We start from the raw sequence: 14,193 nt of genomic DNA, 5'->3' as shown, positions 1-14,193 counted from the left end.
TTTTCGACGCGGCGGAGCTTGCGTAGCACAAAGAACGGTAGGAACTAACACAAAATTAGTGTGTCAGAGTTACACGTTGACACACTATCCTGCGGACCTAACCGCTTCGACCTGCCGAGGTTTCAAACAGTAGCTTACTTACTTAACAGCGAACTGCCCCAACCGCTTGCCAATAATCTCGTATTTTTGCGATACAAAGGGCGCTGAGCCGCGTGAGCTGCAGCGTCCGCACCTATGGGCTTAAAGATCTTGTTTACCATTCTGCTTGTCTTGCTGAATGGATTTTTTGTGGCGGCCGAGTTTGCGCTGGTGAAAGTGCGCAGCTCGCAGATTGAGCTGAAGGCGCAGGGCGGCAACCGACTAGCCAGCTTGACCCTCACTATGCTACAGAATCTGGATGCCTACCTATCGGCTACGCAGCTGGGCATTACGCTGGCATCGTTGGCATTGGGTTGGATTGGCGAAAGCGTGGTATCGGATGTGGTACTGAGCATTTTGCACAGTATGGGCATTGGCGTGAGCGACGTGACGGTGCACACTTTTTCAGTGGTAGCCGCGTCATTTATTGTCATCACGTCGCTGCACATCGTCATTGGCGAGCAAGCACCGAAGGTGTTGGCCATTCAGAAGCCCGAAACTATTTCGATGGCCATTGCAGCGCCTCTACGTGGTTTCTACCTTATCACATTTCCGCTGATTTGGGTACTCAACAAGCTCTCCAACGCGGTAGCGGGCCTGTTTGGCGGCCAAGTTTCGCATAGCTCTGAAGTACACACTACGGAGGAGCTGCGCCTATTGCTCGACCAGAGCATGCAAAGCGGCGAATTGCAGGACTCGGAGCACGAACTGCTCGAAAACGTATTCGAGTTCAACGACCGCATGGTGAAGCAGATTATGGTGCCCCGCACCAAAATTGCGGCCGTCGACATCAACGCACCCCAGGATCAGGTACTGGAAATTGCGTACAGCGAAGGCTACTCGCGCATTCCAGTATACGAGGATAGCATCGACAACATTGTGGGCGTGCTCTACGTGAAAGACTTGTTGCAGATTGTGCGCCGCGGCGAGCCAATTGTAGTGTCGCGCATTATGCGGCCGGCCTATTTTGTGCCAGAAACCAAGAAAATCAACCGCTTGTTGCGCCAGTTTCAGCGCAAACACATGCACATGGCCATCGTATCGGACGAGTTCGGTGGCGTGTCGGGTATTGTGACCATTGAGGACATCATTGAGGAGCTGGTAGGCGAAATACAGGACGAGTACGACAACGAAGTACCGGTAGTGGAGAAGGTATCAGAAAACGAATACCGCGTAAACACCGCCACGCCCATTCCCGATGCCAACGAGTACCTCCCCTACCCCCTCCCAGAGGGCGACGACTATGAGACGGTAGGTGGCCTACTAAACATGATCTACGGCAACATTCCCGACGTGGGCGACACGGCTATTCTCGACAACTACGAGTTTCGAGTGCTGCAACGCTCCCGCCGCGCCGTGGAGCTAGTACAGCTCCGCGTGACGCGTCCGCAGGAGCTGGAAGAGACGGCCGAAGAGTTGGATTTGTAAATACAATCTTCACACGAAAAAAGGGCTGCCGTACGGCAGCCCTTTTTTCGTGTGAACCCAGCTTTTGTAAGTTTCCTGTTTATGATCTATCTCCCGTTAATTAAAGCTATAATCAGTAATACCACCCCTACCAAAAAGACAATACCACCAATTGTAGCCACAAAGTTTGTTCCACCAATAAGGCCGCCTATCAGAAGAATAACTGCTCCAATACCAATGATGATGCCTGCGCGACCTGCACTCGACATACCTCGTCTAACCTTGGACACTTCATTGTGTTGCGCAAGCGGTTTACGAAGTTGCTTGAACACGCCAGCAACTGCCATTTGCCGAACCTTACCACCTGGCTTCTGCATGACAGCTTTGAAGGAAGGCTTTTCGCCTTTTATGTTAGGCTTCGCAAACTGAGTCTGGGTAGCAGAAGTTGCTATAATTGGATCAGAAGAAACATGTGTTTCGGCTAATGCAGCAGAAGCGGATTTTGGCTCTTCTGTAACGACTGCCACACGCTTCTGCGTGGTATTTACATGATATGGCGAGACGGTAGGCTTAAATGCATATTGACTTTTATTGCACGAAGTCAACGAGGTTGCAGCCAACAAGACGCCAGCTAAATGGATGTAGAGTTTGTTCATAAATAAAGTTTGAAAAAGATAGAGCCTAAACGAGAGACATCTTACTGCTTTCATAAAAACATTGAAGTACTCTTCTCAAACTTGAGTACTTCTCACTCTATCTGCAAAAAGTAATATGGCTCTCGATTATAGCAACTCCTATCTATTTGACAAACATTATTCCGTTTTAAACCAGCTTGCGTACTGCACATAGTTATCAGCCGTGCGCTGAATGGTCGTACGTTGCTCATCCGTTACGGGCTTGATTTTGCGGGCTGGAACACCGGCGTAGAGGTAGCCCGGCTCGCATTGCGTATTTTCCAGCACTACCGCGCCGGCCGCAATAATGCACCCCGAGCCTACCACCGCATGGTCCATTACGATGGCGCCCATGCCAATCAGCACGTCGTCTTCTACAGTGCAACCGTGCACAATGGCGCGGTGCCCGATGCTCACACGACTGCCAATAACCGTGGCCGCCCGCTGGTAGGTGCAATGAATTACCACACCATCTTGGATATTGGTCTGCTCGCCGATACGGATGCTGTTTACATCGCCGCGAATAATGGCGTTGAACCATACGGTACAGCGGGCGCCTAGCACTACATCGCCCACAATGGTAGCATTATCGGCCACGTAGCAGTCAGGACTAATTTCAGGTTGTTTTCCGCGAACAGGTAGAAGAAGCATAAGGAGTGGTAAGTAGTGAAATGGTGAGTAAAAATACGGTTGTCATCCTGAGTGCAGCGAAGGACCTTATCACGTCAAAACGACAAGCGTACTAACGACTCGTTCGACTAGCATAAGGCCCTTCGCTGCACTCAGGATGACAACCGTATTTTTACTCACCATTTCACTACTCACCATCTCACCATCTCACCTCTTCACCGCGTCAGCATCCGCTTCCACGTACCCTTCGCCACGTTGTACTTCACGGTACTGGGTAGGGCCTGCCAGAAATACTTGCTGGTTTCGACGGCGAAGCTGGGCTGCATGTAGCAGTTGATGGTGCAGCCTTCGCACTGGGGTAGGCGGCCTTCTAGCGCGGCTAGGTGCTGCACATCGCCAGAGTTGTAGAGGTCGAACAATCGGCCTTCCACCGGAAATTTCTGCTGGCCCAGGTGGTAGCAGGGTAGCACCAGTTCGTTGCTGGGCGAGATAACCAGGGTAGTGCTGGCCGCCCGGCACACGGGCGCAGCCACATGGTTGCCACCATCGCGGCGGAGCTGGATGAAGGCTTCGTTGAGGTAGACGCCCTTACGACGGCCGAAGGCAGAGAGGTAATCTAGTTCTTCAATCGTCAGCTGCTCGCCGGCGTCTACACCGTTGTATTCGAAGGCTGGGTTCAGAATCAGCATCAGCTTGTTGGGCTGCGCGATGTCTCGGTACACGGCTTCTAGATCCTTCAGGTTTTCGCGGAAGACGGTGAACAGAATGTCGGGCCGCTCGCCCAATTCTCGCGCTACTCGAATGCTTTCCAGCACAAAATCGTAGCAGGCCACGCCCCTACCCCGGTCGTGCACTTCTTTTTCAGAGGCATCGAGCGAGAAGTGCAGCATATCCACTTTGCCGCGCAGCCGCTCGGCGTATTTGGGGTAGAGCAGGCAATTCGTGGTGAGCGTAGTGATGAAACCCATGTCGTGCGCCAGCCCCACAAACTCATGTATCTGCCGATGCAGTAGCGGCTCACCGCCCGTAAAATCCACCACCGACACGCCCAGGCGCTTCAAATCACGCAGGTTTTGCTCCACATCCGCCAGTTGGATATAGGGCGAAGGTTTCTCCCAGATGTCGCAAAACGAGCACTTAGCGTTGCACCGGTAGGTGACGTAGTAGTTGCACAGAACTGGGTGACGAACAAGGCGCATAAGAATACAAAGGTAAATAATACTACATGGCAAGCCTTGCAACCTTATTAGTTGCAGAAGGCTCTACCATTAAAACAATCTATACTTAACTTCACATGAGACTACTAAAACTCGCCGTTATTCTTTTAAGCTTTTCTTTGCTTTCAGCGTGCTCAGAAGAAGAGCCTTATATCCAATCAGATTACATAGTATTTGGAGCTTTCTCAATGGAGTGCTTTGGTGATCAATGCTTCAAAACCTACAAACTTGACAACGTGCAGCACCATTTGTATGAAGATACTACCACTATATATCCAGCATTTCCATCTCCCGAACGCCAAGGCCAATACGTACTGAAGAGCCAAGCCTTGTATGATCAAGTCAAGGGCTTGTCAGACAAGATTCCCGCGAGTTTGCTAGCTATGCCAAATGGAGACGTCAACATCCATGCAGTAGCTGATGCTTACACGTATTATGTGGAGATACAACAGGGTGATGAGAAAAGGCACTGGTACATGGAAGCCGATAAAGCTAATGTACCTAGTTCATTGCATGCTTTCCATAGTGAAGTAAAAGCGAGAATCGATCTGTTGAGATAATATAGAACTTAACACATCATACTGCTCAATAAACCTTAATGCGGCAACTCTCCCCAGGCCGTATCCCAACGCTTGGGGGTAGCAGCCAGCGCTTCGGGTGTGGCGGGGCCGTAGTGCTCGGTATAGTAGTCGCAGAAGGCTTTGAGCGGGCAACGGGCGCAGTCGGGCTTGGTGTAGAGGCACACGCGCTGGCCGTGCCAGTAGTTGTGTTTGTGGAAATTGAGTAGCACGCGCGCATCCTGCGGCAGTTGTTCCAGTAGCAGTTTGTGCGCCCGGTCTGCCGACACTTTCGGCCCAATCATCCCTACCCGCTGGGCAATGCGGTGCACATGCGTATCGACCGGCAGTACGGGTTTCTGAAAGTTGAACAGCAACACTAGTGAGGCCGTTTTCAGGCCGATGCCGGGCATATCGGTCAGCCATTGCAAGCCACGCTCGGTGGGCCAGTCGGCCAGGAAATCCAGCGCAAACTCGCCCCGCTCGGCCTTGATGCGGCGCAGAATCTCCTGGATGCGCGGCGCCTGCGTGTCGGGCCAGCGCGTGGTCCGGATAGCATGGGCCAACGCAGGGGTAGGCGCGGCCAGTACGCCCTCCCAGTCGCCGAAGGTTTCCAGCATGCGGGAATACGCCAGCTCCTCGTCGGCGTGCGTAGTGCGGTGCGACAACACGGTACTGATGAGCTCACGCATGGGCGTGCGCCGCGGAGTGGAGGATAATTCGCCGTAGAAATCGTTCAGGATCAAGTGGTTTTCCCAGGTTTTCTGGGCGGGCGAAAGCGGGGCGGCGTTGGTCATGTGCTTTCTACCCACAAGCGCCCCGCGGAGTTGCCTCCCTACCCCCGAAAAAAGTAGCGGCTTCCCTGGGTAGGGAAGCCGCCGACTGTAGTACCTGGCAATGCGAATTTTGTTAGATAGTCCCTTTTTCGGCAGCTTTCTTCAGTTTCTCATTAGCATAGATAGCCACTTCTACACGGCGGTTGGCGCTGCGGCCAGCTTCCGTCGAATTGTCAGCAATGGGTTCCTTGGAGCCATAGCCCGTCACCTGAAAGCGCGATGCATCCACGCCTTGCGACTGCGTATAGTTGGCTACAGCCTGCGCCCGGCGCTGCGACAACGGGTTGTTAATGGCGTCGGTGCCGGTGTTATCGGTGTGGCCTTCTACCAGTACGTTGGTGTCGCCGTACTTTTTGAGGGTAGCAGCCAGGGTAGCAATATTCTCCTGCGCCGCTGAGGTCAGTGTAGAGGAGTTCTTAGCAAATAGAATACCCGAGTCGAAGGTGATTTTGATGCCTTCGCCTACGCGCTCTACCGTGGCACCAGCCATTTCACGCTTCAGCTCGGCAGCCTGCTTATCCATACGGCGGCCGATAAGGGCGCCCGCGCCGCCGCCTACTGCCGCGCCAATAATGGCACCACCGGCGGTGCTGTTTTTACCACCAATTACGCGACCAAGTACGCCGCCTACTAAGGCGCCACCACCGGCACCCAGCAAACCACCCTTCGCGGTTTTGCTCATAGGCTTTTTGGTGGTTGTAGTAGTTTGCGCTTCGGCAAAGTGGCCACCCAGCAACAGCAGCGCCAGCAGCAGGGAGAGTAGGGAACGGGAGGTTTTCATAAAAGTCAGATAAATGGGAGAGAATACGCACAGCACCGGGCTGCCATTGGCCTATTGGCAACCACCTTGCCAAAATCCCCCTATTTGTTATGCCTTCAGCACAATTCTTAGTTGCTTTTTGATTATCAAATAATTGCCCTTCGGAATCTTCTGGTTCGCCACTGAGCTAGCAGCGAAATACGCTATTTGATACCAACGCTAAAAGCAGAAGGACTACCCATCGTGGATAGTCCTTCTGCTGCTATTGCCCGCAAAGTATATTGCTGGGCTAGTTATTGCGACGGTTACGGCGTTCTTCCCGGCGCTGCTCGCGTTTTTTCTTATCGCGGCTTTTACCATAGAGTGAACCGCCTATGGCGCCTACCCCAGCACCAATGGCAGCGCCTTTGCCACCACCAATCAGGCCACCACCCACGGCACCAGCACCAGCGCCTACGGCCGTGCTAGTCCGGCATTCCGTCATAAAAAAACAAGCGCCAGCAAGGGCGAGCAAACGTAACTTCTTCATGGTGCATTAGTATCGTAAAAGGCCCAGAAATGGCCCGAATGAGAAAAATTCTAGGCTTTATAACGCAATGCCACTAGTCTAAGTTGAGGTACGCGCCTTTTTGCCCAGCTCTTATATGCAAAAGGGCTACTCCGGTGTGGAGTAGCCCTTTTCTTTACGCTACAGTTGAGCTTACAGCGTGCCGTTTTCAGCAGCCTTTTTCATTTTCTCGTTGGCGAAAATGGCGATTTCTACGCGGCGGTTGGCCTGACGACCAGCTTCCGTCGAGTTATCAGCAATGGGCTGCTTCGAGCCGTAGCCGTTGGTAGTGATGCGCGAAGCATCTACGCCTTGCGTCTGCGTGTAGTTGGCAACAGCCTGGGCGCGGCGCAACGACAAGGGGTCGTTGATAGCGTCGGTGCCGGTGTTGTCGGTGTGGCCTTCTACCAGGATGTTAGTGTCGGGGTACTTTTTGAGGGTAGCAGCCATCTTCTGAATTTCCGTCATCGAAGCCGGACGCAGATCCGATTTGTTGGTATCGAACAGGATGCCCGAGTCGAAGGTCACTTTAATGCCTTCGCCCACGCGCTCTACCTTAGCGTTCTGCATATCGCGCTGTAGCTCTTCGGCCTGCTTGTCCATTTTGCGGCCAATGAGGGCACCAGCACCACCACCGACGGCAGCACCAATAATAGCGCCGGCAGCTGTACCACCCGAGCCGCCAATTACGCGGCCGAGTACGCCGCCTACTACAGCGCCGCCACCAGCACCCAGCAGACCACCCTTCGTGGTTTTATTCATACCAGTTTTGCGTGGGCCAGTGCCGTTGGCGTCCGGAATGTTAGGATTGCGCGAGGTTGCGCACGAGCCCAGAAACAGCATCAGTGCCAAGCACAGCGAAATAATTGCATTAGGAGATTTCATCAGTAGGAACTTTGGTGAAAAATGTAGGGAAAGAGAAACGATGGTTGTCCGGTGTTGGGTACTGTACTTCGGCCAAAAATGTTTGTTTGAAATTGCTTTATAGCTGTAAGGCTATCTAAGTCAAGCACCTCAACACGAAAAAAGCCTCTTCAACATCTGAATAATACAGTTGAAGAGACTTTTTCAAAAAGCTTGCCGCTTTTGCCGGCAATTTATTTAACGACGTGCTGCCGTCACGGTTGCAGCCTCTGCCACTGCGGCTGGGCGCAGCAGGTGCAGCAAATCTGCCAGCTTCTGCTTCAGATCTTTACGATCTACAATGAAATCGAGGAAGCCGTGCTCCAACACGAACTCGGAGCTTTGGAAATCTTTCGGCAGGTCTTTGCCGATGGTTTCTTTGATCACGCGCGGACCGGCGAAACCAATGAGTGCACCCGGCTCGGCAATGTTAAAATCGCCCAGCATGGCAAACGAGGCCGTTACGCCGCCCGTGGTGGGGTCGGTGAGCAAGGATACGTAGGGCACACCGGCTTCGGAAAGCAGCGCCAGCTTGGCCGACGTTTTGGCCATCTGCATCAGCGAGTAGCCCGCTTCCATCATGCGTGCGCCCCCCGATTTGCTGATCATCAGGAACGGGATGCGATGCTGGCGGGCATAGTCGATGGCGCGGGCAATCTTCTCGCCTACCACTGAGCCCATGGAGCCCCCAATAAATTTAAAGTCCATGCAGGCAATCACCAGCTCGGCGCCCTGGCTGCGGCCATACGCCGTGCGCACGGCGTCGTGTAGGCCGGTGGCGCGCTCGGTAGCCGCTACGCGCTGGGGGTAGGGCTTGGTATCGACGAAGTGCAGCGGGTCGCCGGAAGTGAGGTCAGCGTCCAGCTCCGTGAACTGGTTGTCATCAAACAGCACCTCGAAATACTCGGCCGAGTTGATGCGGTCGTGGTGGTTGCAGTTGGCGCAGGTATAGAGCAGGCGCTTGTGCTCGGCCATGGTAGCCACGGTTTTGCATTCCGGGCACTTGTACCACAGGCCGTCGGGGGTTTCCTTTTTTTCCTCCGTGGGCGTGACAATGCCTTTTTCTACGCGTTTAAACCAAGACATCAGGTAAGAATTGAGGGGCGGATACTAGCGTGTGACGACAAAGATACTACGCCGGGTGGCTACGGGCCGGCTTTTTGGCCGGAAGAATTGTCTGGCTATTTCTGAAATTCAGATAGAAATTTCGGCTAATGACTTGACTGCAAGCATTGTATTCGGCGTTGAACAGCAACAAAGATAGTCTGAAAAATGGTTTGAGCCGGCCTTAAGAATTGGAAGTTGCCCCAGCAACCGGCTACCTTGCTACAGGGTAGCCCCAACCGGACTATTCTGTTACTCTTGCTGTTTCACCTACATTTATTCCGTGTATAAATTCTCTTCGCTGACCCTAGCCGCTCTTGTAGTGGCCGCTTCCACTACCCTACCCAGCTGCGTAGCCTCCCGCAAATACGACGAATTACAGGCTCGCCAAACGGCTACCCAGCAAGCCAAAGAAGATTTAGAAAAACGCCAACGCCAGGCAGTAGCCGAGTTGCAGAAAGCCAACGACGAGCTAGCCCAACTCCGCCTCGACAAGAAGCGCCTCGTAAACGACTCTACCCAAACGGGCAACATCCTGCGCAAAACGCAAAGCCTCTACGGCGAGCTGAACGACTCGTACGATAAGCTGCTCAAGAACAGCGACCGGGCTATGGCCAACAAATCGGCCGATTACGACAAGGTAGCCAAGGACCTGGCCCGCCGCGAAGCCGAGTTGGGCGAGCTGGACGTGAACCTGAAGAAAAGCCGCACGCAAATCGACCAGCTTAATACGGACCTAAAAACGCGTGAAGCAAAGCTAGCGGAGCTGCAACAGGCACTGGCTGCCAAAGACAAGGCCGTGAACGACCTGCGCGCCAAGGTTAATAATGCGCTCCTAGGCTTTAAGTCCAATGATTTGAAAGTGGAGCTGCGCAACGGCAAGGTGTACGTGTCGCTTTCGGAGCAGCTGCTGTTCAAATCGGGCTCTACCAAGGTGGACCCCAAGGGCCAGGACGCCCTTAAAAAGCTGGCCCAGGTGCTGCAAGAGCAGCCCGACGTGAATGTGGTAGTGGAGGGCCACACCGACAATGTGCCCATCTCGCGTGGCACCGCTGGCATGCAAGACAACTGGGATCTGAGCGTACTGCGCGCCACCGAAATTGCTCGTTTGCTCACCGTGAGTGGAGTAGCGCCCCAGCGCGTGACGGCCTCAGGCCGCTCGCAATACCTACCCATAGCCCCTAACGACAACGCCGCCGACAAAGCCCTGAACCGCCGCACCGAAATTATCCTCACGCCCAAGCTCAACGAGCTGTTTCAGATTCTGGATAGTAATTCGGCGGCGAGTGCTGGTGGGCAATAGCTCCACGGTTCCCTATCTTAAGCAAAACGGCCAGCCTTCTGAGAAGGCTGGCCGTTTCAGTAGTACACTAAGTGCTTACAGCGAAACGCTTACGCGAGCAAAGTAAAACGCACCGTTGAAGCCAAACTGGTTGGCGCTGTATAGGTAGCGGCCCCGGTTGGAGTTGTCCAGCGAAGAACTATAGCTCAGGTTGGGGTCCACGGAGAAGTTGTTTGGTTCGTTGCGCGGGTTCACGTAAATCTTGTCTGGATACACGTTGAACAGGTTGTTGGAGCCGATGGCCAGTCCTATTTGCTTGGTGATTTGCGCATTCAGCGTCAAGTCCGTAATCCACTTGGCCGAGAAGGTCTGATCGAGGTTGGCGCGGGCTGGGTTGGCATCGGCCGTACGGATTTCGCCAAAGCGTACCGTGCGGGCTTCAATGCCGAAGATGCCGCGGGTGTAGGCCGCCGACAGATTGATTTTACTGCGCGGGTTGCCGTATTCGAGGCGGGTGCGCTGCTGCCGGTCGAAGAGCGTGTTTTGCAGGTTGCCGGTCCCTACCGTTTGGTCGTTGTTAATGGTAGAGGACGTGCTGTTGAAGCCCGTTACTTCCGTTTTGTTGAAGTTGGCGGCGGCCGTCAGGGTCAGGCGACTGTTTTCGCCCAAGGGCAGGCGCTCATTGGCCACGATGTCAATGCCTTGGGTGCGGGTATTCACAGCATTAGCAAAGAACTGTACTCGGCTCACATCGCGGCCGGCCAGAATTTGGTCTACAATGGTAGGCGGCGTCACGGCGGGGTTGCTCTTGGCAAACTGCGACGACAGTACAATCCGGTCGCGGATATCAATCTGGTAGGCGTCTACCGTCAGCGTGAAGGTGCGGCCGATGCTGCTGGTCAGGCCCAGGCTGTAGTTCTTCGACTTTTCCTGCTTCAGCGACCCTACCCCAAACCCCCGCTGGCTGGGGTCATCAAAGCTGTTACGCACAATCGGGTTATCGTTGTTAACGGTGAGCACCTGATTGGGTAGTCCGCTGACAAACTGCGTGCTGGTATTGGTGAAGTAGCGCTGCTGCAACGAGGGCGCCCGGAAGCCATTGCCGATAGAACCGCGCACGGCCACCGTCCGCAGAATGCTGTAGCGGGCACCCAGCTGGCCGCTCACGTTGCCCCCAAAGTCGCTGTAGCGCTCGGCCCGACCAGCTAGGTGCACCAGCAGCTTATCGGTAATGTCACTTTCAAAATCGAGGTAGCCCGCCACGTTGGTGCGGCCCTTGTTCACCTCATCCTGGGGCTGATACCCCGGAAACACCTGGGCGCCAGAAGCAGTAGGCGCGCCGTTGATTCTGCGGCCACCGTTGATATACGACGCGTACTCACCTTTGCCGATCAGGAAGTTATCATACCGAAACTCGCCCCCCGCAGCCACGTTCAGGCTAGCCAGCGGCCCCACGTCCATGAAGCGCCGCGACACGCTCAAGTTCGTAGTGTTTTGCAGGAACGCCAGTCGGCCTGCGTAGAAATCCGTCGGGTTCACAATACCAGGTCCCTGGGGTAGGGAGGCATTCACAGAATTACTGACGTCGTAGCGCAACTCGTTGCGGCCGAAGGTATTGCTTAGATCAACCGCAAAGCCGCCGAAGGTGTTGCGTACGCCCACAATGGCCGACTGGTCGTAGATAGTAGTGTTGATGAAGGGTAGGTAGCCGTTCGGAAAGATGGTCAGGTCACTTTGAGTGGCCTGGTTGGGTAGGCGGTTGAAGCCCGAGCCCTGGCCCGTGCGGTACGAGGCACCACCAGACAGGTACACCTCGTAGCCACGTCCCAGCCGATACCCACCATTCAGAAAGCCACCGAAGTTGCGCGTAGCTGACTGTCCTACCCGAAAGTCTCGCCGGTCGAAACCATTGGCCGCTACCAGCGCATCGTCCTGCGCCTTGAGGGCGCGGCGGGCTTCCTCGGTATTGGCAGAAGCCGGATAGGCCCCGCCGTTACCCAAGTAAATCAGCGGCGTCCGGTCCGCAAACGAGCGGTCAGTGTAGCCGCGGTTCAGGAACTGCCCGCTCAGGTCCAGAAAGCCGCGCTTGTTCAGGCCAATGCCCACGTTGATGTCAACTTGCTCGGTTTTGCCGTCGAATTCAGCAGTCTGGCCGTAGTAGCCGGTGCTGGTCACGCCCGTCGAATCGTCTTTGAGCTGAATATTGATAACACCCGCAATGGCATCGGAGCCATACAAGGCCGAAGCGCCATCGCGCAGCACCTCAATGCGTTTGATGCTAGCCGTGGGAATCACGTTGAGGTCGGTGCCCACCGAGCCCCGCCCTACCGTGCCGTTGATGTTGACCAAGGCCGAGTTGTGGCGGCGCTTGCCGTTCACCAACACCAGCACCTGATCGGGGCCGAGGCCGCGTAAGCTGGCTGGGTCCACGAAGTCGGTACCATCCGAAACAGCCTGCCGCGACGACTGAAAAGAAGGCGCAACATAGGTAAGCACTTGGGTGACATCCGTTTGAGCAAACGCTTTGATTTCACGGGCCGAAATTACGTCGACTGGCGCGGTGGTGAGGATGTTGGAGCGGCCTTCGGAGGCCCGCGAGCCGGTTACCACCACTTCGTTGAGGTCGGTACTGGCATCCTGCAAACGCGCGTTCAGCACAGAACGGCCATTCAACGGGATTTCCTGCGAGGTTTGTCCAATGGCCGAGAAGATGAGGGTAGCCGACGTGGGCACGGCGAGGCGGTAGCGGCCTTCCGCGTCGGTAGAGGTGCCGTTGCTGGTGCCTTTTTCCAGTACCGTCACGCCGGGTAGGGCGGCACCGGTAGGCCCAGTTACGCGGCCGGTTACGGTCTGCGTCTGGGCCCACGCGGCGGCGGGCAACAGGCTGGCACACACAATAGAATAGAGTAAGGTTTGGCGCATACGCGTTCAGAGAAGAAAATAAAAGAAGATGCAAATTTGCCGAAGAGGACTACCCTTCTTGATGCCAACAACAGCCTACAAGGGCGACGCGACCATCTACCGTTTTTCACGATATGAACAGAATATCCCGCAGGATGTATTGCTTGAAACAAAAAAAGTATACTTCTTCCGTAGCGATACAGTTATAATATATTATACTTCAGATCATTATATGCTTATCGGCAATTTATAAAGTGGCGCGCCACTGCCAGCCGTGCAACTACTTTGCGCTCACGGCCACTACTTTCTGCACCACGGGTAGCGCCGCTTCCGCCCATCTTGCCATCTGCTGACCGGAATAGTGCAGGCCATCGGGAGCAAACTGGGAAGCATCACCGCTGGCGGAACGCGTGAGGCCGGTAATATCCACGAAGGCAACGCCGGCCTGCTGGCATTCCTGCCGAGCCACCTCGTTGAACTGGTCGATTTCCTCCCCAATCTGCGTCCGGTTGCGCCCTTGCGCGTAGGGCGTCTGTCCCCAGTCTGGTATGGACAGCACAACCACTCGGCCAGAACGGCCACCGGCAAAGCGCGTGGCCGTTTGCAGCAGTTGGCGCAGGCGTAGGCGATAATCAGCGGCGCTTTGCCCCTGGTACTGATCGTTGACGCCAATCAGCAACGACACCAGCTCATAAGTGCGCTGATTGCCGGAGGCCACAATAGCCCGTTGCAGGTCCTGGGTTGTCCAGCCGGTGCGGGCTATGAGGTCGGGCGGCGCTACCTCGGTACCGCGCTGGCGCAACTGTTGCGCCAACTGCACGCTCCAGCGGGCTTGTTCGCTCACGCCCTCGCCTATAGTATAAGAGTCGCCTAACGATAGAAAGCTGATAGTAGCCGCCGATACGGGGGGTGTGGCCATCAGCGTGGGCGGCACCTCAGTGTGCGTGCAGGCCCAAAAGGGTAGCAGAGCAAGTAGTAAGAAAAAGATTGACAAATCGGTAATTGCTTTCACAACCTGCTATACGCAGCTATATGCTAGTACAGATTGCTAACTATATCTCACAGATGTTAAGTCACTCGACTACAGGCTATTACTGGCGGGGGGGGGGGGGGGGGGGGAGATGGTGGTTTGATTTTTCCGCTAAGAGATATAGAGGCCCGAGACCCGGGAGTGGTACAAGGGGAAAAAGAAGGGGGGAGAAATGAGGGATATAGAGCCCGAAGGGGTGGGGAAGGG

The 14,193-nt window shown here is 54.8% G+C and carries 13 protein-coding genes; 3 read left to right on the top strand and 10 right to left on the bottom strand.

Going from position 1 to position 14,193, the window contains the following annotated elements; translation table 11 throughout:
• The first annotated feature begins 234 nt into the window (after window positions 1–234).
• Window positions 235–1,566: a hemolysin family protein gene (locus tag J4D97_RS18380; protein WP_185281171.1), complete on the top strand. Its 1,332-nt coding sequence runs from the start codon at window positions 235–237 to the stop codon at window positions 1,564–1,566.
• 86 nt (window positions 1,567–1,652) lie between these two features.
• On the opposite strand, the gene J4D97_RS18375 is transcribed toward J4D97_RS18380, so the two are convergent.
• From J4D97_RS18375 to J4D97_RS18365, 3 genes are all read right to left on the bottom strand, one after another.
• The gene (locus tag J4D97_RS18375) at window positions 1,653–2,201 is read right to left on the bottom strand and encodes a hypothetical protein (protein ID WP_208308846.1); all 549 of its coding nucleotides are present in this window, start codon (window positions 2,199–2,201) and stop codon (window positions 1,653–1,655) included.
• A 156-nt stretch (window positions 2,202–2,357) separates the two neighbouring features.
• Window positions 2,358–2,870, bottom strand: coding sequence for a gamma carbonic anhydrase family protein (locus tag J4D97_RS18370; RefSeq protein WP_208308845.1), 513 nt, complete (start codon window positions 2,868–2,870; stop codon window positions 2,358–2,360).
• 194 nt (window positions 2,871–3,064) lie between these two features.
• The gene (locus J4D97_RS18365; protein ID WP_208308844.1) at window positions 3,065–4,048 is read right to left on the bottom strand and encodes a radical SAM protein; all 984 of its coding nucleotides are present in this window, start codon (window positions 4,046–4,048) and stop codon (window positions 3,065–3,067) included.
• A 95-nt stretch (window positions 4,049–4,143) separates the two neighbouring features.
• On the opposite strand from J4D97_RS18365, the gene J4D97_RS18360 reads away from it, so the two are divergent.
• Window positions 4,144–4,626, top strand: a complete 483-nt coding sequence (locus tag J4D97_RS18360) for a hypothetical protein (protein WP_208308843.1) — start codon at window positions 4,144–4,146, stop codon at window positions 4,624–4,626.
• Window positions 4,627–4,661: 35 nt separating this feature from the next.
• On the opposite strand, the gene J4D97_RS18355 is transcribed toward J4D97_RS18360, so the two are convergent.
• The 5 genes from J4D97_RS18355 to accD all read right to left on the bottom strand — a co-directional run bounded on the left by J4D97_RS18355 (window position 4,662) and on the right by accD (window position 8,755).
• A complete protein-coding gene (locus J4D97_RS18355; RefSeq protein WP_208308842.1) occupies window positions 4,662–5,420 on the bottom strand; it encodes an endonuclease III domain-containing protein in 759 nt (252 codons plus the stop codon).
• Between the two features lie 112 nt (window positions 5,421–5,532).
• Window positions 5,533–6,240: an OmpA family protein gene (locus J4D97_RS18350; RefSeq protein ID WP_208308841.1), complete on the bottom strand. Its 708-nt coding sequence runs from the start codon at window positions 6,238–6,240 to the stop codon at window positions 5,533–5,535.
• Between the two features lie 268 nt (window positions 6,241–6,508).
• Window positions 6,509–6,748: a YMGG-like glycine zipper-containing protein gene (locus tag J4D97_RS18345; protein ID WP_185281177.1), complete on the bottom strand. Its 240-nt coding sequence runs from the start codon at window positions 6,746–6,748 to the stop codon at window positions 6,509–6,511.
• Between the two features lie 171 nt (window positions 6,749–6,919).
• Complete coding sequence (locus J4D97_RS18340; RefSeq protein WP_208308840.1) at window positions 6,920–7,651, bottom strand: OmpA family protein; 732 nt, start codon at window positions 7,649–7,651, stop codon at window positions 6,920–6,922.
• 216 nt (window positions 7,652–7,867) lie between these two features.
• Window positions 7,868–8,755: an acetyl-CoA carboxylase, carboxyltransferase subunit beta gene (gene accD, locus J4D97_RS18335; RefSeq protein WP_208308839.1), complete on the bottom strand. Its 888-nt coding sequence runs from the start codon at window positions 8,753–8,755 to the stop codon at window positions 7,868–7,870.
• Window positions 8,756–9,056: 301 nt separating this feature from the next.
• On the opposite strand from accD, the gene J4D97_RS18330 reads away from it, so the two are divergent.
• Entirely contained in the window at window positions 9,057–10,076 is a 1,020-nt protein-coding gene (locus tag J4D97_RS18330; protein ID WP_258048910.1) for an OmpA family protein, read from the top strand.
• A 75-nt stretch (window positions 10,077–10,151) separates the two neighbouring features.
• Here J4D97_RS18330 and J4D97_RS18325 read toward each other — a convergent pair whose 3' ends face one another.
• Window positions 10,152–12,977 (bottom strand): TonB-dependent receptor, encoded by a 2,826-nt coding sequence (locus J4D97_RS18325; RefSeq protein WP_208308838.1) that lies wholly within the window; start codon window positions 12,975–12,977, stop codon window positions 10,152–10,154.
• A gap of 259 nt (window positions 12,978–13,236) precedes the next feature.
• A complete protein-coding gene (locus J4D97_RS18320) occupies window positions 13,237–13,950 on the bottom strand; it encodes an SGNH/GDSL hydrolase family protein (RefSeq protein ID WP_347879368.1) in 714 nt (237 codons plus the stop codon).
• Window positions 13,951–14,193: the final 243 nt, after the last annotated feature.

The organism is Hymenobacter defluvii, assembly GCF_017589435.1.
Taxonomy (GTDB): Bacteria; Bacteroidota; Bacteroidia; order Cytophagales; family Hymenobacteraceae; genus Hymenobacter; species Hymenobacter profundi.
Note: the sequence above shows the minus strand (reverse complement) of the source record. Positions and strands in the feature narration are given on the sequence as shown.